General features: G+C 42.7%; 27 protein-coding genes. 11 read left to right on the top strand and 16 right to left on the bottom strand.

Translation table 11 applies throughout. From position 1 onward, the window contains the following. Positions 1-40 precede the first annotated feature (40 nt). From ACYTPF_RS08800 to ACYTPF_RS08785, 4 genes are read left to right on the top strand one after another with little or no spacing between them, the layout of a single operon-like run. A complete protein-coding gene (locus tag ACYTPF_RS08800; protein WP_118494035.1) occupies positions 41-367 on the top strand; it encodes a zinc ribbon domain-containing protein in 327 nt (108 codons plus the stop codon). Continuing rightward, positions 368-661 (top strand): YeaC family protein, encoded by a 294-nt coding sequence (locus ACYTPF_RS08795; protein WP_179983743.1) that lies wholly within the window; start codon positions 368-370, stop codon positions 659-661. Then, complete coding sequence (locus tag ACYTPF_RS08790; protein WP_461851945.1) at positions 651-3602, top strand: DUF349 domain-containing protein; 2952 nt, start codon at positions 651-653, stop codon at positions 3600-3602. The genes ACYTPF_RS08795 and ACYTPF_RS08790 overlap by 11 nt, the downstream gene beginning before the upstream one ends. Positions 3603-3614: 12 nt before the next feature. Next, positions 3615-3833 (top strand): hypothetical protein, encoded by a 219-nt coding sequence (locus tag ACYTPF_RS08785; protein WP_179983741.1) that lies wholly within the window; start codon positions 3615-3617, stop codon positions 3831-3833. Positions 3834-3916: 83 nt separating this feature from the next. Here ACYTPF_RS08785 and ACYTPF_RS08780 read toward each other — a convergent pair whose 3' ends face one another. The 12 genes from ACYTPF_RS08780 to ACYTPF_RS08725 form a co-directional block, all read right to left on the bottom strand. Further along, complete coding sequence (locus ACYTPF_RS08780) at positions 3917-4111, bottom strand: hypothetical protein (RefSeq protein WP_025255565.1); 195 nt, start codon at positions 4109-4111, stop codon at positions 3917-3919. A gap of 32 nt (positions 4112-4143) precedes the next feature. After that, complete coding sequence (locus ACYTPF_RS08775; RefSeq protein WP_118494051.1) at positions 4144-4320, bottom strand: DUF1328 domain-containing protein; 177 nt, start codon at positions 4318-4320, stop codon at positions 4144-4146. Between the two features lie 306 nt (positions 4321-4626). Then, on the bottom strand, positions 4627-5271 hold the full coding sequence (locus ACYTPF_RS08770) for a phosphoribosyl-AMP cyclohydrolase (protein WP_461851944.1): 645 nt from the start codon (positions 5269-5271) through the stop codon (positions 4627-4629). 551 nt (positions 5272-5822) lie between these two features. Further along, positions 5823-6401, bottom strand: a complete 579-nt coding sequence (locus ACYTPF_RS08765) for a CC0125/CC1285 family lipoprotein (protein WP_461851943.1) — start codon at positions 6399-6401, stop codon at positions 5823-5825. Positions 6402-6425: 24 nt separating this feature from the next. Continuing rightward, a complete protein-coding gene (locus tag ACYTPF_RS08760; protein ID WP_179983737.1) occupies positions 6426-6683 on the bottom strand; it encodes a hypothetical protein in 258 nt (85 codons plus the stop codon). A gap of 95 nt (positions 6684-6778) precedes the next feature. Then, positions 6779-7303 (bottom strand): hypothetical protein, encoded by a 525-nt coding sequence (locus ACYTPF_RS08755; RefSeq protein ID WP_461851942.1) that lies wholly within the window; start codon positions 7301-7303, stop codon positions 6779-6781. Positions 7304-7307: 4 nt separating this feature from the next. Beyond that, positions 7308-7637: a DUF883 domain-containing protein gene (locus tag ACYTPF_RS08750; RefSeq protein ID WP_179983735.1), complete on the bottom strand. Its 330-nt coding sequence runs from the start codon at positions 7635-7637 to the stop codon at positions 7308-7310. Between the two features lie 181 nt (positions 7638-7818). Next, positions 7819-9912, bottom strand: a complete 2094-nt coding sequence (locus ACYTPF_RS08745) for a response regulator (protein WP_461851941.1) — start codon at positions 9910-9912, stop codon at positions 7819-7821. Between the two features lie 12 nt (positions 9913-9924). Beyond that, positions 9925-10377, bottom strand: coding sequence for a response regulator (locus tag ACYTPF_RS08740; protein WP_025255558.1), 453 nt, complete (start codon positions 10375-10377; stop codon positions 9925-9927). Further along, complete coding sequence (locus tag ACYTPF_RS08735) at positions 10367-11884, bottom strand: sensor histidine kinase (protein WP_461851940.1); 1518 nt, start codon at positions 11882-11884, stop codon at positions 10367-10369. Before ACYTPF_RS08735 ends, ACYTPF_RS08740 begins: the two co-directional genes overlap by 11 nt. Positions 11885-11888: 4 nt before the next feature. Beyond that, on the bottom strand, positions 11889-12113 hold the full coding sequence (locus ACYTPF_RS08730) for a hypothetical protein (RefSeq protein WP_118494075.1): 225 nt from the start codon (positions 12111-12113) through the stop codon (positions 11889-11891). A 15-nt stretch (positions 12114-12128) separates the two neighbouring features. After that, positions 12129-13460, bottom strand: coding sequence for a sigma-54-dependent transcriptional regulator (locus tag ACYTPF_RS08725; protein ID WP_179983731.1), 1332 nt, complete (start codon positions 13458-13460; stop codon positions 12129-12131). A gap of 486 nt (positions 13461-13946) precedes the next feature. Here ACYTPF_RS08725 and ACYTPF_RS08720 point away from each other — a divergent pair, with 486 nt between their 5' ends. Then, positions 13947-14552, top strand: a complete 606-nt coding sequence (locus tag ACYTPF_RS08720; protein WP_461851939.1) for an exopolysaccharide biosynthesis protein — start codon at positions 13947-13949, stop codon at positions 14550-14552. A gap of 8 nt (positions 14553-14560) precedes the next feature. On the opposite strand, the gene ACYTPF_RS08715 is transcribed toward ACYTPF_RS08720, so the two are convergent. Continuing rightward, positions 14561-15484: a LysR family transcriptional regulator gene (locus tag ACYTPF_RS08715; protein ID WP_461851938.1), complete on the bottom strand. Its 924-nt coding sequence runs from the start codon at positions 15482-15484 to the stop codon at positions 14561-14563. Positions 15485-15539: 55 nt separating this feature from the next. Further along, a complete protein-coding gene (locus ACYTPF_RS08710) occupies positions 15540-15890 on the bottom strand; it encodes a rhodanese-like domain-containing protein (protein WP_461851937.1) in 351 nt (116 codons plus the stop codon). A 189-nt stretch (positions 15891-16079) separates the two neighbouring features. Between ACYTPF_RS08710 and ACYTPF_RS08705 the strand changes: the two genes are divergently transcribed. Further along, on the top strand, positions 16080-16391 hold the full coding sequence (locus ACYTPF_RS08705) for an ArsR/SmtB family transcription factor (RefSeq protein WP_179983727.1): 312 nt from the start codon (positions 16080-16082) through the stop codon (positions 16389-16391). Positions 16392-16478: 87 nt separating this feature from the next. Here ACYTPF_RS08705 and ACYTPF_RS08700 read toward each other — a convergent pair whose 3' ends face one another. After that, on the bottom strand, positions 16479-17219 hold the full coding sequence (locus ACYTPF_RS08700; RefSeq protein WP_461851936.1) for a PRC-barrel domain-containing protein: 741 nt from the start codon (positions 17217-17219) through the stop codon (positions 16479-16481). A 201-nt stretch (positions 17220-17420) separates the two neighbouring features. Further along, positions 17421-17777 carry a MaoP family protein gene (locus ACYTPF_RS08695; RefSeq protein ID WP_461851935.1) on the bottom strand — a complete coding sequence of 119 codons (357 nt, stop codon included), beginning with the start codon at positions 17775-17777 and terminating at the stop codon, positions 17421-17423. Between the two features lie 367 nt (positions 17778-18144). Between ACYTPF_RS08695 and ACYTPF_RS08690 the strand changes: the two genes are divergently transcribed. The 5 genes from ACYTPF_RS08690 (at position 18145) to ACYTPF_RS08670 (ending at position 21577) form a co-directional block, all read left to right on the top strand. Next, positions 18145-18342, top strand: coding sequence for a hypothetical protein (locus ACYTPF_RS08690; protein ID WP_179981859.1), 198 nt, complete (start codon positions 18145-18147; stop codon positions 18340-18342). A 126-nt stretch (positions 18343-18468) separates the two neighbouring features. Continuing rightward, complete coding sequence (locus ACYTPF_RS08685; RefSeq protein ID WP_179983724.1) at positions 18469-19299, top strand: LysR family transcriptional regulator; 831 nt, start codon at positions 18469-18471, stop codon at positions 19297-19299. 73 nt (positions 19300-19372) lie between these two features. Continuing rightward, complete coding sequence (locus ACYTPF_RS08680) at positions 19373-19723, top strand: DUF2750 domain-containing protein (RefSeq protein ID WP_179983723.1); 351 nt, start codon at positions 19373-19375, stop codon at positions 19721-19723. A gap of 164 nt (positions 19724-19887) precedes the next feature. Continuing rightward, the gene (locus ACYTPF_RS08675) at positions 19888-20121 is read left to right on the top strand and encodes a DUF2789 domain-containing protein (protein ID WP_179983722.1); all 234 of its coding nucleotides are present in this window, start codon (positions 19888-19890) and stop codon (positions 20119-20121) included. A gap of 67 nt (positions 20122-20188) precedes the next feature. Then, a complete protein-coding gene (locus ACYTPF_RS08670) occupies positions 20189-21577 on the top strand; it encodes a ribonuclease J (RefSeq protein WP_461851934.1) in 1389 nt (462 codons plus the stop codon). Positions 21578-21782: the final 205 nt, after the last annotated feature.

Raw genomic sequence — 21782 nt, 5'->3', positions numbered from 1 at the left:
TAAGCATTTCTAGTTCGCACCCAGTAAACAGGAGCAACATATGGCATTAGTTGACTGTCCTTCATGTAATAAGAAAACGTCTGATAAAGCAAAGACGTGCCCTCACTGCGATTTTAAAATCGGAGACGCTACCTCAGAAGATATAGAGCGCAAACAAAGCTTACAAAGATTTAAAAAATTAGCGAGTATCCAGAACCAGTCGCTTATTGCTATGCTGATATTTGTTGCGAGTTTTGGCTTCATGTATTGGGGCGGGACACGCCCGGGCGATTTGCAACATAATTTAGCTATTTTGGGCGCTGTGGTTGGCTTTGTATGGTACTTAGTAAATCGCGCGCGAATTGTTTACATAAAGCGTTTTTCCTAAATGAATATAGAAGCACTTGTAGCCAGCATGACGCCGGAGATTTACGAGCGTCTGCGTCAGGCAGTTGAAACCGGTAAGTGGCCAGATGGTACACCTTTGAATGACGAGCAAAAAGCAAGCAGCATGCAGGCCGTGATGCTGTATCAAGCTAAAATAGAAAGGTCCTCTGAACACATGACCGTAGGTGAAAGCGGCGAAATTGTACATAAAAGCAAAGCCGACTTTAAACGCTCGTTACGCGACGAGCAGGAAGATAAAAATACAATAGCGCGGTTTAAACAGGATGATATTTAGTCGTATATTTGCGCCTTCACACCAAAGCCCAAAGCCTGAAAAACGGATGCAGGCAATCGAGAGTCTCTCTCCCGACAAGGCACAGGAAAAAACAATACTTCACGAACTGGCATTTAATGATGAAGATGCAAATGTCAGCCTGGCAGCGCTTGAAAAGCTAAACAGCTTTGTGTTGTGGCTTAAAATGTCGCAAATTGCAAAGCAATCTAGGGTTAAGAAAGCCGCTGAAAAGAAGGTAAACGCCGCTTTGTTAGGCGAGGGGGATGTGAGGCTTTCACGTCAAGAGATATTCTCGTTTTTGACAGAAACAGCCAACCCTGACTTAGTGGTACAGTTAGTGCCGCAAATGTTGAAGAAAGAGCCTAGTCTTCTACAAGATGATGCCCTAGCTAGCGCGCTAATTGAAAAAGTGGGTAAGCCCTCGTTTACTCAATTTATCTTTTTAGAGGGAGCAAGCGCTCAGCTGCAAACTCAGTTGATTAACGCACAATCAGAGGTTTCAGAGCTACAGAAGCTTGCCAAAAAAGTGTCAAGTGACGCGCTTGCAGAGCAAATTAATGCGCGAATTGACGCTATTAAAGAGGCTGCAAAGCGTCCAATTGAGCTTAAAAAGCAGCTAACGCTGGTGCTATCTAAATACCAAGCTTTACTCGATAAGTCAGACGTTGAAACGATTGAAGAGAAACGCAACGAGTTAGAAAGCGAGCTAACTGGGTTATTTGCACAAATTGATTTGCTTGTTGAGGAAGAACGCGCTGATTATGAAGAAAAGCGCGCTCGTATAACCGAACAAGTAGAGCGATATGTAAGCCGTATTCGCCCTGCATGGGAGGAAAAGCAACAAGCTTCGCAACGTGCCAATACCAAAGCTTTATGCGAACAGCAATTAACTCATGCGAAAGAGCAAGTTGCCTGGCTATACAACAATCGTTTATGTGAGGCGACGCTCGCCGATGTGGCTACCGTTAACGAAAGCGTTCGCGGCGTAGAGGCTACTCTAGAACAGCTTACTCGCCTTGACAGTGAGCTTACGGCCGAGAAGCGTATTGCAGAAATTAAGCGTGAGGTTGATACGTTAAACGAACAGCTTGATCGCTTCTCCATGCAACAGCAATACGGACGAAAGCTGCTAATTAAGCTACAACAGCTTGAAGATATCGCCGCCAAGATTGTTTCTGAAAATGATAGCGATAATGTGCAGGTCAATCGCGACTCAGATGCCAAAGATGAGGTGGCCCCTGCTGCTAGTGAGGAAAGCGTAGCAAGCAGTGAGACGGTCGAACAAGACACCTTGCAAAGCCTCAAAGCTCAATTTGACGAAACAAAACAAGCGTATAAAGCGCTTAGTGGTGAAATCGACGCTGTTCCTAAAGCCTTGTCTAAGCGCTTTAACACTGCCAAAAACAGTGTAAATGCCAAAGAGCGCGCGCAGAGAACGAAAGAAAACGAGCACATTAAACACGTTCGTAAACACATTAGTGTGATTGATAACTTAATTGCTCAAGGTAAGTTTCGCGTTGCTATTTCAAAGTTTGCCAAGCTTCAAGACACTTACTCTGCATTGCCAAGCTCAGCAAAAAAGAGTGTGGAAAAGCGCTTTGTGAAGACTGCAGATGATGTGTCGCGATTGGAAGGTTGGCAGGATTACCTTGCAGCGCCGCGTAAGCCAGCTCTTGTGGCAGAGGCCCAAGCACTGGCAGATGTTGCTCCTGATAACATTAAGCAAAGAAGTGACGCCATCAAATACTTGCGTAAGCAATGGTTATCGCTAACACCGTCATCGTCAAATAACGACGAAAGCAGTGATGATGCATTGCAACAGCAATTCGATGCTGCCCTCGAGAAAGCGTTTGAGCCATGTAGAGCACATTACGCTAAGTTAGACCAACAACGCGCTGCCGCGCGAGAACAGCGTGAATCCATCATTAATACAGTCAAGGCAATGGATATTACTATGCCTGAAGCTGAGTTGGTGAAGGTATTTGATAGAGCATCTAAAAAGTGGCACAGCGCAGGTCAGGTTGAGCGTGAAGTATATGAGGAGTTGAAACAAGAATGGAAGACGGTTTCTTCGCCTATCCAAACTAAGGTGACTCAGTGGCAAAGTGATAACCAGACACAAAAGCGTAGTTTGGTTGCCAAAGCTCAACAGCTTTCAACCGAAGAGGATATAACAGACGCTGCCGACAAGGCTCAGCAGTTACAAAAGCAATGGAAGCAAATAGGTCACGCTGGTAAACGGGAAGAGAGTAAGTTGTGGGCAGAGTTTAAAGCTGCAAACGATACGGTTTTTGAGCGTTTAAAAGCGCAGCGTAAAGTGCAGAGTAATGCATCTAATGAATTAGTTGATTCTTTGCTGACGCAAACTGAGGCTATCGATATCAACAGTGATGACGCAAGCTTTACTCAATCCGTCAATGTTGTACAAGCTCAGCTAAATGAACTGCCTAAAGCACTGCGCAATAAAGTTGAACGAAAGATAGACGCTATTGAAAACAAACGCGAGACACTGGTAAAAAATGCACAGTCGCAGGCTCGCTTAGCCCGAGCTCAAGCGCTTGTCTCATTACTTCAGTTGAGCGCTGGCGAAGCCGGTATTGATGAACGGGCTGATGAACAATCGTTAGCAGAAACGTTAGGTAAGCGGTGGTCAAGTTTACTTGGTCAGTCTACTGGCAGTACAGCGAGTCAACACGATAGACAGTGGTTGACGGTGGCATTAGAAGTAGCAACAGGAATGCCTAGCCCAGATGGTGATGCTTCGATACGTTCTAGCGTACAGTTACAAATGATGACGTCTAAGTTGGAACAAGGAGAGGCGGCGACCGCTCCCGACATTCTTGCTGACTGGTTATCCTACGACTTAATAGATAAAGTGGATAATAATCTGCTTCAACGTGTTGTTGCAGTAATTAATGCTCACCCTGAAATTGTGGCTTAAGCGGGAAAATAAATGGAAAACAGTGTTGAGTTTCAATTTGAAACCGAAATGTCAGCGTATCGTTTTTTAAATACCGTAAAGCATATTGATGCTGAAGGGTTGAGAGTTAAATTTGGACGTACCGACCATCACGTAAGTGTACAGTACCGTTATGGGATAGGGGAGTTTGATTCTACGCTATCTACACTGGATGACCTTGCCCGAGAGTTAGGTGGTGAAGAAGTCTCTTAACGAGAATATTAGACATAATAGGTTAGATCAATACATACAAGAAGGGCCAGACATTGTCTGGCCCTTCTCTTATAAAGACGTGATTAACAATCTTTATCTTCGGCGTTTGCGCCTTCTTTCACATCTTCACAAGCGTCTTCAACGGCGTTACCTGCATCGGTAACCATCTCGTCTAACTCTTCGCCTGCGTCTTCCGCCTCACCGTCACCGCATGCCGCTAGTGATAGTGCAAATGCTGATGCTACTAGTACCTTTGATAGATTTTTAAATGAAAACATATCCTTACTCCTTTATCCTATATAAAATTTTCTTAGGCCCTTGGTGATTTTCCACGTAACGCATTAGCGATAAGTGAAATTACTAACAACGCGATAAACACAAAGAAAAGAAACTGTGCTATACCTGTTGCTGCACCTGCGATGCCTCCAAAACCAAAAACTGCTGCAATAATGGCGATGATAAAAAATGTGATTGCCCAACCTAACATAACTAGATCCTCGTATTGCTTCCGTTACTTTCACAATAACTAATGCTATCTTTATGCCTGTTTTTTAAGTGTATGAATTATATAGATTAAGTTTGTTTTATATTGAAATTTTGAAACGTAATTTTCAGTGGCAGGAGTCACGATTACACAAGCGAATGCATTTTTTACATGATAGAGCAGAAGCCCTTTTCTCATCATTTGATTCAAAACGAAAAAAGGGGCAAAGCGAAAGAAAAAAACGCTTTGCCGATAAAAGGGGGAGGTGACGCCCCTCATAATCTTAGAAGATTGGGGACTGAGCGTTACCTAGTTACCATTTGGGTTGTAGGGTAACGAAGATTGGTGAGCGACAATACGCAGGTCTCCATCACTGTCTTTCACATAGGCAAAGGTGTACTCTACTTTTGTTTCTCCGCCCTCAGTGTCAGTAAAGAAGTAGTTACCCATCGCCACCGCCATCCGACAACTGTTATTAATAATTCCTACATTGTCGAATTTCACGTTTGTATAAGGCTTAATCGCAAAACCCTTATCTTCCTGATAAGCGTCATTTCCACCGACAAAGTAAGAAAGCGCTGCATCAAAGCTTGAACGGAACTGATCATTTGCTGCAAGAGTTGGTTTAAACAGTACACTACTTAAATCATATCCGTACATGTCCTGGATAAAATCAGCCGCTTCGCCAGAGTAATCACCGTCGTTACTAAACACTGCGCCAATACGTACAATGCCTTCACCCCACATCTTTTGTGCTGCTACAACTTGACGCTCTGTAATACATTCATCCGAATACAGTAACGCATTGTCTAGCGCCTTAGCTTTCAATACACCCACGTTCGAAGTGGCGGTCTCATTCATTTGCGGTTTGGCCACTGCACTGCAGCCTGTTACTAGCATAATCGAAGCCGCTACAAGCGTTGTTTTTGTCATTAGCGAGTTTAGCTTTTTCATCGCGTGACTCCTCAGTCATTTGCAAAATAAATACGTGTTATTACCTAATTAAATTGCTGGGAGCAGAAGCTGTATAACGTTGTAAAAAGCGGTCTACAAATCTGCTCTGCAGTTCATGGGTTTAATGATAGCTGGCTTGGATGACGGAGACTTTTGTACAACATTAATAGAAGATTAATGGGTCATTAAAAAATGAAGGTGTTCAGACATGTATCAGTTCTGAACGAATGAATGTCTCATCTATCATGCTGGTAAGTGTGTTTTATTGTCACATTACTTCATCGATATTACGTGACTTATGCGCAAACTTATTTGTTTACTTGTATACGAAGGAATGGAATTACTCGATTTTGCTGGTCCTCAGTCTGCTTTTTAAGAGGCACTTCAGGGAATGGATGATAGCTATGAATTTAGGGTAGTGGGCTTTAGGGCGTTCCACAGACTTGCTCGTGCATATAAGCTATGCTTTTCGGTAACACTGATTGCGTACCGAAAAGCATTTTGTCAGAACACTGATGATGCAGTGTATAGATGAACAGAATGACGTTCAGCTAATTTGTATTCTTTGGCTCTAAAGGCTGTGACAGCACTTCTAAGACAGTAAAGGCGTTCTTACCTAAACGAGTTTTATCATTCGCCATTTTTACATCAATAGTAAAGTAGATGTCGTTAATCTGAGTATTTACAACATCGTTTGAGCTTGGGGCGGCCATCGGTTGAGCAACTTCCTCACAGCCTGACATAGTACATTGCCTATCTGTTTGAAATATTGCTGGCTCATTTTTGCCAGCCGTTACTTCCCGCGCTATGACAGGCTTTTTATCAATATTTGTATTAATCACCTCTAGATAAGTAAAGCCTTGCTCTTGTGCGACTTCTGCGGCGCGATATAGAGCGTACTGCTGTACTCTGTCGGCCGGAGTTTTGTCAGTCGCTTTAAAAAGAACCTGATACTGATTTGCAGATACTTTTTCGCTCGAATAACCATATGAGGCTCTAGAGTTCGCTGATTTGTATGGGGTAGGGGCAGCTACTGGTGTCGATGAACACCCTACTATCGCGAAGCTTAGTGCCGCACCTACGGTGGCAAAAAGTACGCGGCTACTTTTAATTTTACTTTTGATGTTCATCTCACAAATTCCTTAATACTGTGATTACTGAAACAAAGAGAACAACGCGGTTCTACCTAAAACCATTAACGCGCGATTGCGCTTTGCTTTGGGCTTAGCGTCTACTGCACCCTTATAAGCTCCAACAGAAGCTATGCCAAGTAACGTCTCCGGCTTACCCATCATTAACGAACATTGCCTTTTTGCTTGTGTAAGTGCAACATCAGCGTGATGTTTTTGAGAAAAATAGGCATGCTCCTTTTGCGCTATGTCTCTCATGTTCGCTTTCAAAAAGATGTTCATAGTACTCACCTCACTATTGTTGAAAAGGCTCAGTTAAAAGTCGCGGTCAAAGGGCTTAATCAAAAAAGGTCTCTACTCGCCTTCCCGTATGTGCCTTATCCGAAGACTCTACGCCACGTCTGAATCAATCTGCTTAAACTTAAATAGTTAAACGCATTCTGAGCAAGCTTAAAGAAACCAAATGCCGCAAGACTATTAAGTACTAATAATACAAGTGGTACCACAACGTAGTGCAAGCCAGCATTGTGAAGTATAGCGCCTATAGCAATATTTAAAATAAGCCAACAAACTGTACCAACCGCGAATGCTGCAAGGCATGCAAAAACAGTGACGAAAAAACTCTTTTTGACAAGCATGAGTTCACTATTGGTGAGCTCAAGAAATGCAAAGCCTTGTTCTTTTCTTTGAGAGAATGCTTCTTTGAACGCGTTGACAACCTCAGAGAATGACGGGTCGGGGTATTGTTGCTGGGTTGACTGCTCGCCAGATGCTGACGCTGTGGGGTTACTTTCTCCTGTAACGTTTACATGCAATTTCGCCTGCGCCGGGGGCGGCGTCAGGCGAAATGGATTTTCATGGCACGTGCTATAACGCGCTTTGTGAAAATCTGGTGCTTTCATAATATTACTTCTTACGTAGAAGCGATGTTACTAGCATACCCGCTGCAAAAGCGATACCTGCAGTCGTTACAGGGTTCTCAATTGCATATTTACGTACTTTTGACGCCTGCCATTTCTGCTCTGCTAGACGCTTTCGCTCTGACATGTTTTCGGCAGACGATGAAGCAGTACGACGAATTTTTTCTTCTGCCACACTTGCACTATCTGCAAGCTTGTCTACTGATGCATGAAGGGTGTCTTTCAGTTGATCCGTTACTGGGTGACTCGGTTCAGCCACACCGTTAGTGCTGTTAGTTTTAACGGTTTGTGGTTTTGCTGAAGCTTGTGTAGCCATAATACTCTCCTTAATATTTTGGATTCACAATAACTATTGCAACGGCTGTACCAATAGAATAATTTCTTAATTTACAGGGGGATAGGGGTTTTGAGTTATATGGAAGGGTGAAAGGTTTGCAAGAGAAACGCGTTATCCTTGCAAACCCCTGTAATATTTTCTTAGTCGTTAAAACGAAAGCTTAGCTTCCACCTACGACGGATGCGAGGTCATCTTTTGAAACCGGCTTAAGCAGCGCACTATCTATTCCTATTGCGTCCATTGCTTCTTCTTCGGCTTCGTGTCCACTGACTATGGTAAGCGAAGCATTTGGTAATTGTTTTTTAAGTTCACCAGCGAGGTCGTAACCGTTGTAATCAGGTAGGGTTAAATCCATTAATACGTGGTCAAAGTCATTGTCTTGCGCGGTGCTAAGTGCATCAACACCACAGTACTCGGTGGTGACTTCATGACCTAAATGTACTAAAAACAACTGCAATAGCTCTGCTGCATCTTCATCATCTTCAATTACTAAGATACGTTTACTAGAAGGGCTTCCGTCACCTTTTTTCTGAGGGGGATCTTCAGCTGCTATGCCTATATTCGTATTGGGTTCAAATCCATCGCTTGGTGGCATGTTTTCCTCTGGTGCGTAAGGTTTCTGTATCGGCATGTCGGCAACCTGTGCTTCCACATTGGTAAAAGTAACGTGGTCGCCAGGCGGAAGGTATTGTGAAAGAAGTTGAGCTAATGCAAAGCGGTCTATTGGTTTACCTATAACGTCATTAAAGCCTTCACGTATTAGTGATTCTCTCAGTCCTTTACGACTAGCTGCGGTAACCGCAATAACGGGAATATCTTTACCATGGCGACGAATAGCGTGTAACGCCTCAATGCCATTCATCACAGGCATGTGAATATCCATAAGAACGAGGTCAAAAGGTCGGTTGTGTTCGTCGGCCTGTAATACCGCTTCCAGCGCTTTGACACCGTTTTCTGCATAACTAATATCTGCCTGAGACTGACTTACAAGATGACCGGTAAGGCGCCGAATTTCTCTTAAATCATCAACAATTAGCACTCTACCGGTAACATTCAAATCGATACTGCTAGACTCAACGGTTTGTATCTGACCAAGCTCTAAGTCGACAAGAGGTTGTTTGGATATATCGCCAGGGTCAACATCGAAGGTAAACGTGCTGCCTTCACCAAGTCGAGATGATACATCTATATCGCCGCCAAGCTTGGTGACAAGCTCTTTACAAATAGCTAAACCTAGACCTGCACCACCGTGATTAGCGCGCATCACATCTTCAATCTGCTCGAAGGGCTGGAAGATATTGATGAGTTTGTCTGGTGGCATACCTATGCCGGTATCGTCTACGGAAAATCTAAGTAACTGAGGCTTTTCACTATCTGTTGAATTTTCATCAAGGGTAATAGTGAGTGTGATACTGCCCTTATCGGTAAACTTAACCGCATTAGAAATCAGGTTAAGCAGCACTTGGCGAAGTCGAGTGGGATCCGTCTTAATAAATTCGGGAATTTTGGTATTTGAAACCACATTTAAACTCAGCCCTTTATCCTTGGCATTCAAACGCATCAACGAGTGAATATCGGTGAGAAAAGCCGATAGGTTCACATCTTTAATGTTTAGTTCTAGCTTCTCAGCCATTATCCGTGACATATCAAGTAAATCATTGAGCAAGCTCAATAAGTGTTTACCGTTTGAATGAATTATCGATAGCTCTTGCTGAAACGGGCTGTTTCTTGCGTCATCTATGAGAAGTTCTGTGTACCCCAAAATAGAGGTAAGAGGCGTGCGCAATTCATGGCCAAGGTGAGCAAGGAACTTGTCTTTTGCTTTGTTTTTTTGTTCAACTTTGTTGCGTTCAATCCGCTCGTTTTCTATATCGCGACGTACCATGGCGTAGCGGATAGTGCGCATAAAGCGCGGCGATTCTATCTCCGATTTCTGTAGATAATCTGCGGCCCCTGCGCGCATTACCATTTCATCTACTGTAGCGTCAGACTGACCTGTTAAAATAACCACAGGCAGGCTAAATTGGTTCGACTTCAGAACACCCAGAACATCTATGGCATTCTCTGCGCCCAACAAATAGTCGAGCAAGCATAAATCAAAGTCTTCCGTCTTAAGCGCTTCTATGGCGTCAAGACTGTTTGTCACCCAAGTTAATTCAAACTTAGGTGACTCACATTGTTCTAGATAGTCAGAAGTTAAGAAGTAATCATCTTCATCATCTTCAACCAATAGAATTTTAATAACCTCTGACATCTAGTACCTCTTTTACTCGTGTGGTAACTCTACGAACTCGATCCAATAACGGCCTAAAGCACGCATCAGTTCAACAAGCCCTTCAAAGTTAACTGGTTTGGTAATATAAGAAGCGCAACCAAGGTCGTAACCGCGTAGCATGTCCTCTTCTTCTTTCGATGTTGTTAAGATAACAACGGGAATACTGCGTAGTTTTGGGTCGTTTTTAAGTTCCTGGAGTGCTTCGCGACCATCTTTTCTAGGCATGTTTAAGTCAAGTAAGATGAGGCTAGGGCGAGGGGCAGACGCAGGATCTGTGTATTTTCCCTCGTGACGGAGAAACTCTAATAATTCCACACCGTCTTCAACACAAAATAAATTGTTTAGTACTCGACTTTCTTGCAGTGCGTCGACGGTCAGTAAGCGATCATCCTCATCATCATCGGCCATCAATATATTTATTGGCTGGGTTTGTTTACGCGTCATTGTGTGTCTCTCCATTATTGTTGTTGGAACCAAACGGCTCGCTATCCACCGGCATTATTATTGTGAACGTGGCCCCGTGACCTTGCGCGCTCGTAGCAGTAATCTGACCATTATGTCTTTCTACTATTCTTCGACATACGGCAAGCCCTATGCCCGTACCTTTATACTCACTTCTACCGTGAAGACGCTGGAAAGGAGCAAATATTTTCTCTGCGAAGGACTGGTCGAAACCAATACCGTTATCGGTAACCGTAATTTTTATCCAATCGTATTCCTCAGACATGATGATATCTTGAATATCTTTTTCGCTTGCTTCTTGTAAAGTGATTTTGACAACGGGTGTTACGCCTTCACTTTGAAATTTGAGTGCATTAGAGATCAAGTTTAAAAACAACTGCTCAAGTTGTGTCTTATCACCTCGAATAATAGGCATCTTTTCGCTTACGTCTATCTGTGCTGATTTTTCATCAATGGCGATTTCTAAATCATCTAATACGCTTTGTATAACGTTATCTAAATTCACGTCACTGAAATCTTTGCCACGTGTTGAAACACGAGAAAAAGCAAGAAGATCAGATATGAGCATCGACATGCGCTCTGCGGCGTTTAGCATTCGCGCTAAATAGTCTCTGCCTCTCTCATCAATAACATCGGTGTACCCCGACTCAAGACGGTTACCGAACGCCCGAATTTTGCGAAGTGGCTCTTGCAAGTCGTGTGAAGCAACAAAAGCGAAATCTTCTAACTCTCGGTTACTTCGGGCTAACTCATCGGAGTAAAGGCTAAGTTCTTGTGTCCGCTCTTCTATGCGATTTTCTAAGTCCTCATTTACAGATTCAAGATCAGCTTGATACTTCTCGTGCTCTCGCGAGTTGATTTTCAGCAATAGAAAAACGGCAATAACGAGCAGCAGGGTAGTAGCGGATGAGATGATTAAGGTATTGACCGAGTCTCTTCGCAAGCTCATCAAATTTGCTAAATGTGTACCTTGCATACCACGTTCAGAAGTATCAATTTCCCGAAAAAGTGCTTCAAAACGTTTGTATAGCCGTATACCTTTATCACTTTGAACCAGGTTAACGGCCTCTTTCTGCTTGCCTTCCTTAACGAGTTCTACGACTTGAATAACTTCGTTAATCTTTGCCTTGGTTAGCTTAAGCAGTTCCTCAATTCTTACAGATTGTTCATCTATATCAGACGAAAAAGAGCTCACTTCTACTTCGTCCATTAACTCGCCGATAACGCCAAGTGTTTCGGTGTAGTCAGTTAGATATTCTTCATCGTCAGTAAGCATGTAGCCTCGTTGACCAGACTCCACCCGCAGTACAGCTACATGAAGCCTATTAACTGCATTAATAACCCGATTAGTTGTAAATAATCGCGCTTCAAGTGCTGACAGGTCGTTAAGCGTACTCACTACATAAAAAGAGTTTGCTGTCATAACAACAATGATGACTACAACCAAAATTATCCAGCTGTAAATGGAAGACAGAACTTTAGAGATCATTTATTTATTCCGCATCATTCTCACCCAATTCTGAGGTCATTTCAGAAAGGGTCTCGCTGCAGTCTTTTGCACTGCTTATTATTTTATCTAACGCCGCTAATGCCTTTTCAGGCGCAACATCACCATTTAGTGCCATTTTTACTAACTCTGCCTGCATAGATATTCTATTTAGAGGCTTGCGAGCATCATGAACGAAAACGCTTAAACGTGAGAATTCTTCGCTAGTCATATCGAATACCTCTCATTATTCATCTTTGCTAAGATCGCCGTAGGCGTGAAGGCGGTTGTACAACGTTTTGGTACTAATCCCTAACATTTCTGCGGCTGTGGTTTTATTGCCGCTGACTTTCTCTAATGTGGCGTATATAAGCTCTTTTTCCACATCTTCAATCGTTCTTCCGGCTTGAAGGGCAGGTGTCGTACTCTGCTTTTGCGCAAAAGGAGATTCGATGGTTTTAGGTAGCTCAATCTCACTCTTTTCAGGGTCACTCATAATGGCGGCACGGTGAACAAAGTGTCTTAACTCTCGAACGTTACCAGGCCAGTCGTAGGCTTGAAGCGTTTCAAGCTGATTATCTTCCCACTTAAAATTAGAGCCGTTGTCTTTGTTGAATTCTGCAATAAAGGTTTTCGCTAGAAGCGGAATATCTTCTTTTCGTTCACGTAAAGGTGGAATAGTGATTGGGAAAACGGCCAATCTGAAATAGATATCTTCACGCAACACTTTGCTTTGCGCAATTTCTTCCATTGTTCTGTTTGTTGCAGATACTACGCGACAGTTCACAGGTATAGATTTTGTGCCGCCTACACGAAGCACCACTTTGTTTTCGAGCACACGCAAAAGGTTAGGCTGCATATCGATAGGCATTTCTGTGATTTCATCTAAGAAAAGGGTGCCTCCTTCTGCTTGTTCAAAAACACCCTCTTTACGGCCCACAGCACCGGTGAAGGCACCTTTTTCATGGCCGAACAACTCACTACCAATCAATTCTTTAGAAAAGGCACCACAGTTTGTGGCGATATAAGGGCCATCACTTTCTGAGGCTCGGTGAATAGCAGCTGCGACTACTTCTTTACCAACACCACTTTCACCTAACAGCATGACGTTAGCACTTGTTTTGCTAACCCTTGAAATGAGTTTGTATAACTCCTTCATCACCGGTGACTCGCCAATAAGCAAATCGAAGTGTTTTTCAATTGTTTCTTCTTTAGGTGCTTTTTCTTTTGGCTTTTTACTTAACACAGCCTCGATTTCTTCGCGCTGTATTGGCTTGACAAGGTAGTCTACGGTAGGGCCACACAAGCCTTTGATTACGCTTTTAACCGAAGGGTGGCCGGTGATTAAGGTAACACGAGGACGCTTGGGGAGCGCATCAAGTTCATTAAACAGATGAGCGCCGCTACCATCGGGCAACATGAAATCTAACAGTACGTGATCGAATGTTTCTTTCTCTAGCCAGTCGCGGGCTTCAGCTAATGTCGCAGCTGTTAGGACGTCGTGGCCTAAAAACTCAATAATAGTACAAGCTACTTCTGTAAACTCGGCATCGTCATCAACTAAAAGTACGGTTAGCACGTGAATGTCCCTCTCTATTACTTTCCATTTAAAATATGGAATAAAATCAATGTTATAGTTGTATCATAAAAGGCAAGAAAAAATAACTAGATACCTAGCTATACTTACTCCTTTCCTAGCAATAACTTGTTTAGTTCAGGTAAAACCGAATGAATGTTCAATAAAGTCACATTAATTGTAGTGATTCATCTATACGAACGACCGTCTATAATTTTACGTTTTTGATTTAATCTAGAAGATTCTCGGTCTATCAAATACACATTGAGTGTTACCTATTTACATACAACTGCAAAAAGTATTCCCATTTCCTTATAAAGTGTAGGTGAGCTTGGCTATGGCACATTTTTCGCACAATTTGTATGTAGAGCAACTTTATTATTGGTGAAAGGAATAGATAAGGTTTACCGAAAATTTGCCTATGGTAGGCCCGCATTTGCTCTCTGAAGTTAGAGGACTACGGCTAAATTTATGTCAAAGGAATTGAAAATGTGGGCAAAAACAGCTGAGAGATCAATGACTTTAACCGAGCTGCTGACAAAAATGCAGCCTCGGGCTAGTCAAGATTTATTTTATTTTGCAGATTTTTGGGAAGTTATGGAAAAGCGGGGCTTTGGCCCAATGCTAGCGCTTCCGTCGTTTATCGCCTGCACCCCTATAGGCGCTATTCCTGGTGTACCTTCTTTAACCGGTGTGACGATTTTACTTATTGCATTGCAAATATTACTCGGTAGCAGGCACCCATGGTTACCTCAAAAAGTGATGGACATACATTGCGATGCTGATCAACTACGCCAAATAGTCGAAAAAATAAAACCCTATGCAGCTAGTGTCGACCGCTTTCTCGTTCCCCGTTGTTTTTTTATGAAACAGCCCGTGTTTCGCTCTTTAATTGCTTTAAATTGTGTTGGCTGCGGCTTGGTAATGGTTCCGTTAGAGCTTATTCCCTTTATGGGTCTTATTCCCGCCTTGGCAGTTTTCATTATGGCCGTTGGAATGGCTACTGACGACGGGGCAGTGGCCTTGATAGGTGTAACAATCTCACTGTTTGGATTTGTGTTAGGCTTTCAGCATTTGCCAACAGTAGTTAGCTAATGCGCGAGCTACACTGAGCATGAATCAAGCATAAAATCTGAGGTAGGTAGGTTCATTGTTTGGTATCTCAGTTCTCCCATAAATGCTCGCGCCGCCGGGCCTAAGGTGTCTCCATCTTCAAAAGAAAGATAGAGAAGGGCTTTTCTTAACGCCGCATTGTTATCCAAAGGAAGCGGAACTAGGGTACCGTTTTCTAATTCTTCCTTAATAATTGCTATAGGTAGCCATGCAAATCCCAATCCCTGAGTAATGATATCTAAAGATGTTCTTACGTGGCTCACTGTCCAACGTTGTTCTGCACCTAACCAACCTACATCTGCCTTGCGCTCTGCAGAAGAGTCGCGAACTACAATCTGACGATGAGTTTTGAGGTCTTCTAAGGTTAGGGTTCTGTTTAATTGGTGTAAAGGGTGCTTAGCATGAGCCACCGCGGCAAACTCAATTTCGCATAAGTCTTCGCTAAAGCCATTCGGAAAGACAAAGGGAGAAATGCCTAAATCTACTTTTCCGCTACTTAATAACGCGTTAGCACCGCTAAGCACGGTTTCCTCTATTTCTATACGCAAGAGCGGAAATTCTGCAGAGACTTTGGCAAGCACGTTATACAATAATTCAGAAGGGAAAATAATATCTACAGCTATACGCAGTGTTGTTTCTGTTCCTACTTTTAAGCTACTTGCTACCGCTTCAAGCTTTTGAGCTTCGTTGAGCAAAAACGAAGCTCGACGGTACATGAGCTCACCTTGTGGAGAAAGCTGTACTTTACGACCAATATTTTCAAATAGTGTTACACCAATGGCGTTTTCAAGTTTTTGAACAGCGTGATGAACACTAGATTGACTTTTATGTACTTCTGCAGCTGCTTGATTGAAGCCACCAGCATCAACAACGGCTTTAAACATACGCCATTGTTCTAATGTGGATTTAAGCATACAACGCCCTTTACCTGTCTTTTGGGCTACTTATAGCATAGACAGATTATACAAGTCATTCTTTAAGGGCTTGGTTAATGGTTGATACTGGACACGTTACCACTGATACCTTCTCGTATCCCATCTGCATTAGTTGCTCGGCAGCTAACTTTGCACGAACGCCAGACGCACAATGGATGTAGAGCGGTATTAAGGCATCTTTGAATCTCTCTAATGCTTTCATCTCGAGCACGCCTCGGGGTATGTTGAGGGCATAGGGGACGGGCTGGCTCGCTACTTCGCCGCTTTCCCTTACGTCGATAAGGGTTCCATCATTGTGCACTAACTCTTCAGAAGCTTTTTGTGCAGTGACGCAACGAATATCGAAGCTGATGTTCTCAATCCGAGTTTTAATATCTATTAGCATAGTACTCCCAATTTATGACGATTTTGTGCAAAACAAATAAGTAATAACTAATGTATGAATGGAAATTCAATAAAACAATATCAATTACTGGAATTCATCGCATATAATGGCAAGTCGGCAAAATGTTTTATACTTTAGTATAATTAATGGCTAAATTATTGCCAGAAACGTTAAAGAAAGGAAGTGCTTATGTCTGAGGATATGGTAATAGGTTCAGATGATATTATGGAACATGCGGTGGAAGCTGAAATCTTCCTTAAACAATTTGCGAACAAAACACGTCTCATGGTGCTTTGTTCATTGTTGAAAGAGGAAAAGTCGGTAACCGAGCTTCTAGAGGTAGTCAATGTTTCACAGCCCGTGATTTCTCAACACCTCGCATTATTGCGAGAATCAAAAATGGTAGCTACCAGAAGGGAAGGCCAAACAATTTACTATCGACTTGCGGATGAGCGTGTTAAACGACTTATTGCGTTGATGGACGAATTCTTCTGCGAGTAGGTTTTTCTTAATTATCATTAAAACAACAATGTCCGCCACATAGCGGACATTGTATCGTTTAACATTCCTTCAAATCCATATCTAAAACTATTTATCCAGTTGTTTGCACAACACGGCGATGTAATCTTCTTCTGGAATTCTATCACTATCTACTTCTGGTCTATTGACTAATTCATCATGGCTTAGGTTGACCGCGACACTGTGTGCGGCCCAATCAATATTTTCAATATCCCCCGGTAATAGCGCCAAGTGTTTACCCCCTGGAAGCCAATTATTGGTATCGACCACCAGCATTATTATTTTCCAACTTCGCGTGTCGATTATGAAGTTGCTTATGTGCCCAACATTGTCGGTAGTCGTGGCAACCTCATAGCCTCCCACTTCTCCAACAGCCCTCAAGTGATTACTTGTTTTCTTAGGGTTAAGTGTTTCAGATTCTTCCGCTTGCTGTATTTCAACAAGCTCATTGGGATGTGCAAACTCTCCCCATGCTCCTGGCCCAATCCAGTAGTAGCCGTAGCCGAAATATTTAAAGAGGTTCTCCTCATACTCTCGAGACACGGGCTTATGTTCATCAATCGATGGGCTGTTCTTTAACTTTTCAACAGTCATATTTACATGAACAGTGTCATCACTGCTATCTAGTTCTGTCACGGCAATGGGAGAAATAACCACTTTTCTGCTAAGCGGAAGCCACGTATTTGTATCTGCAACCAGATAACGTACGGTAAACGTTTCATCGTCAAAAAGAATATCGCGAACGCCGCCTACTTTGTCATCAACGGCATGAATAGAAAAGTGAGTAAGCTGTTTTGAACTAATGATCATCGTTGCGCCTCCTTTGCTAGGGCTCTTTGTATAGAGCGACAGTTATTGTTAGTTAACGTCACTCTTTAATACTCTAAGTGTAGACAGTCCTTAACCTTTCTTCATTTTCTTCTTGCTTAACCTTGATTGAGATCATTTATCGCTTAAAACAAAAAAGCTCGCCTGAGCGAGCTTTTTAACGTTGACTGGTATGTTTTAGGGTTAGGCTACATCAAACTCTTCATCAGAATAATCATCATCGTATTCTGATTGATTACTAGCACTGCTATGAAGGGTATAAAAATGTTTTTTCCCTCTTGCCAGTCTCACATATTTTGCCCATGCCTTTTCGAGGTTATTTACTGCTTCAACTTTGCCATTAATGAACGAAACGAAGTGTTGCTCATCTTCACTTTCTGGCGAAAGTTCACCGTTTTCGAGGCCTAATAAAGTCTTGCCGTAGTTAGTTAGAAGATCGGCTTCAGTGATACTGAAGTCACCTGATTTACGAAATCCATAGGGAAACTTTTGACGGTCGATATATGGTTTTGCAGATAGTCGAATAGCTAAACTTTTCATGTTGTACCCAACGTATTGTTTTGTTCAGCGCACTTTTAAAATAAATATAACCGAAGATAAAACAAAAGATTTTTTCCTTATCAATAAAAAATTTTTAATGGGTCAAAAAGTAATGGAATCTAATAAGAATATTGCCGCGAATGGGCTCTCTCATAAGCAATAGGACGAGAGTCTACCTTTTTTAACCTGATGAAATTTATCAATATATCCGACTTTTTAGACAAGTTTTTGCGGTGGGAAATTTGTTACAAAAGTGAAACATGTGTTGGCGAAGTGCACCTGTGAAAATACAGTAAAAATGCCATCAAAAATTCTTGTCGCTACGATGATTAAAATTCGTTTTCTATTTTTCGGCTTAGGATGATAATTGAAACGTGTTCATAACCCAGAGAAGTCAATGAGTAAAGACTATCGTTACCAGCGTGATGAATGGGACTCGGTAGAAGAGGAAGATCTTCACGCAAAAAAATCAAATTCCAAACGTCAAAGCACTGTTAAAGTAAAGCAGAAGCGTGACCTCCAACGTCGTGAAAAACAACGACGTTTACATCAAGAAGAGTATTAATTCAGCGAGTTGATGATTTTTTAATTAAGCGCACCGATTAAAGCGGTGCGCTTCTGTGCATTTGTATTTACTTACCGTATTATCTGTGTCAGTTTAGAACCAACTCAATTCGGTTGTACATCAAGCATGGATATACGCTTTCTCACCACCTTTATAGAGGTGACAAAAACTCGTCACTTTGGTAAAGCCGCTGAAAACCTCTACCTCACTCAATCTGCCGTTAGTGCTAGAATAAAGTTGCTTGAAGAATACTTCCACACAACGCTATTTATTAGACAGCGTAACAGTATTCAGCTCACGCAGTCTGGAGAAAAGCTGCTACCCTATGCTAGGCAATTGTGTGCCACGCTTAACGAAGCCAAACAAGAGCTGCAAATACAATCATCTGAGTATGTGGTTTGCGGGGCAACACAGCTTGCCAGCGAATTACTGTTGCCCACAATGCTAAGCCACCTTCACAACTCATTTCCTGACTATTCCGTAAAGGCAGAAGTTTTGACGCTCGACTCACTGTCACGTCAACTACATGAAAGAGTTACAGATCTCGCTTTTTCTACTGAGCCGCTTAAGTCTGAAGAAGTGAATAGCGAGGTTTTGATGGAACACGAAATAGCATTATACCGTGTAGGTGAAATTTCCGATGCTGTTAATGCTGCTGATTTTGTAGCCATTGACTGGGGTACCAAAGCGAGAGACTGGCTTCTTACCGCCTACCCGCAGCTTCGCGATGCAAAGTTAAGGACTAATTCGCTTAATCTTGCGCTAAATAACTTACTTAGCGAAGGGGGAATAGCCGTGCTGCCCACCAATATAGAAAAGCAGATACCGGCCCATATTAACGTGGTTAAGATAAGAACCCTTGAAAATGTACCATTAAGGTTATACATACACAGCATGAAGCAAATACGACGCGTGGGCCTTGCAGAGATAATAGACAGCGTATCTACAGTAAGTTAAATGCAACCGAGAGGTTTTGCGCAAATGCCAATCATATATGGCGCATCAACGACAGAGTTTAAAAGAGAGTACTATGTCTCAAATACATCCTTTATTAGAAAAAAACGCTTTTCAACGCTTAGAAACTAGCCTGGCCACGATTAAATCTGATAAGAAATTGTTTATCCTTAAAGATGAACATGGTTGCGTTATGCTAACCACTGACGAAGAAGATGGTGTTCCGGTTTGGCCAGACGCTGAACTTGCGCTTTTGTGGGCTACAGAAGATTGGGCTCACTGTGAAGCAATGGAACTCAGTACTGAAGAGTTTCTAACCAAATGGGTTCCAGGTATGACGCAAGACGAACTCATGGTTATAGTTTGTCCTGTTCCTGCTGAAGAAGGTGAGGTCATTTCGCCACAAGAGTTTGCTGAGTACCTATAACATGTTGCTCAAGACACTGTAAGTTCAAAAGTTACGGGTGATCTTAAGCAAAGAGCCTGGGGTAGTTATTTAGTAAGCAGATAGAGACAATTGAGCGGCAGTTTAATCATAGACCGTTCATTGTATCTATGTCTCTTGTTATCAGATAACCCAAAGGAGGCGTTATGTTTACTGAACAACCCACAATGAACAGCCTATTTAGTCAACTTGGTCTAGGAAGTTCAGACGAAGAAATTGCAGAGTTTTTCGAAACACATAGAGGACTAAACAAAAGCCAGCACTTGCACGAGGCACCGTACTGGAGCGAAAGTCAGTCCGCATTTTTGAAAGATGCTATCGTAGAAGATGCTGCATGGGCTGAGGTTATCGATCAGTTAAATGTAGAACTGCACGAGTAACACGACTTAGCATGCATCTATCGCTTTCTTAGCTAATTTCTAATTTTTAAAAAAGGCAGTATACGCTTTGTTACACCCAAACATTGATGATTTGTGGTTTGTCCCCTTAGGAGGGACAGGCGAAATTGGTATGAATCTAAATTTATACGGACACAATGGTCAATGGTTGATGGTGGACTGTGGGGTGTCATTCGATGAGCCCCTTGTTCCGAACTACAAAACTGACGCTTCAGTAGGCAGCGTCGCTCCGCCTAAGGGTGCTACGCATCGAGTAGTAGCACCTGATCCGACTTTTATCGCGAAGCAGAAAGATTCATTGGCCGGCATTGTGATCACTCACGCTCATGAGGATCATGTGGGCGCTATCCCTTACCTCTGGGAGCGATTTCAAACGCCGATTTTCACTACCCCATTTACTGCCGAGGTGTTAAGGCGCAAGCTAGCTAGGAGCAAGCTTGCCAATCGTATTCCTATTGTTGAAGTAGAGGCTGGTGACACCCGCCAAATTGGTCCCTTTAACGTCAATTGGTTGGCTATCACACACTCTTTGCCTGAGCCTTTTGCGCTCAAAATTACAACACCTGCAGGCACTGTTCTACACACTGCTGATTGGAAAATCGACGCTAACCCCATTACTGGATTACCCTTTGATGTAAACCTTTATAAGCAACTAGGGAACGAAAACATCCTTGCGTTAGTCGGCGATTCTACCAATGCGCCAAAGCCTGGGTTTTCCATTTCCGAAAGAAATTGTTATGACGGTTTACTCAGTACTATTTCGCCGCTTAAAGGGCGGGTGGTAGTCGGGTGCTTCGGCAGTAACATAGCTAGGCTTATTTCGTTAGCTAAAATTGCTAAACAAACGAAGCGCTACATGGCGCTGTACGGACGTTCATTATTAAACATGTATGGTATTGCAAAGCAGCAAGGTATTTGGCCTGATGATTTACCAATAACTGACCCTCAGCACTTGGGTTACTTGCCCCCACATGAAGTTTTAGCGGTAGCAACAGGAAGTCAAGGCGAGAAAAATACAGCCTTGGCGCGTTTAGCTCGCGATAATCATCCACACTTAACTTTGGACAAAGGCGACACTGTTATATTTTCTTCTATTGTGATCCCTGGTAACGAAGAGAGTGTAGGGCGTTTAAGTAAAGCGCTATCGGCGAAAGGGGTTACTGTAATTCACAGCGAGGATAGCGCCTTGCCTATTCATGCCAGCGGCCATCCTTGCGCTGAGGAACTTAAACTTATGTACCACTGGGTTAAACCTAAAATTGCTATACCGGTGCATGGTGAGCATCAGCATTTACAGGCACATGCAGATATTGCTAAGGCGTGCGGGGTAATGAAACACTACGTGGGACAAAATGGCGATTTGTATCGGTTATCTCCTCAGCCCAGCATTCGCCGCCAAGTTGTTCCAGTGGGGCGGGTGCCAGTCCAACAGGACTAAACTTTTCGAAAAAAGTAGGGAAGAAAGAAAAAGTCCTGGCATAATTTAATCATTCTTTAATCCTTTTAAGACTTACTTTTTGCGTTTTTAAACTTCTTGTATCTAGTGTAATTAGTTTATTAATTTCAATGCGATAGCGGTATCTTAAGGAAGTGTAAAAACCTTTTTTTGAAACTGCCCATGTTTCGAACATTCTGGTACACTT

It is taken from the genome of Alteromonas sp. HB246098 (genome assembly GCF_054890645.1).
This window is presented reverse-complemented; position numbering and strand designations above follow the sequence as displayed.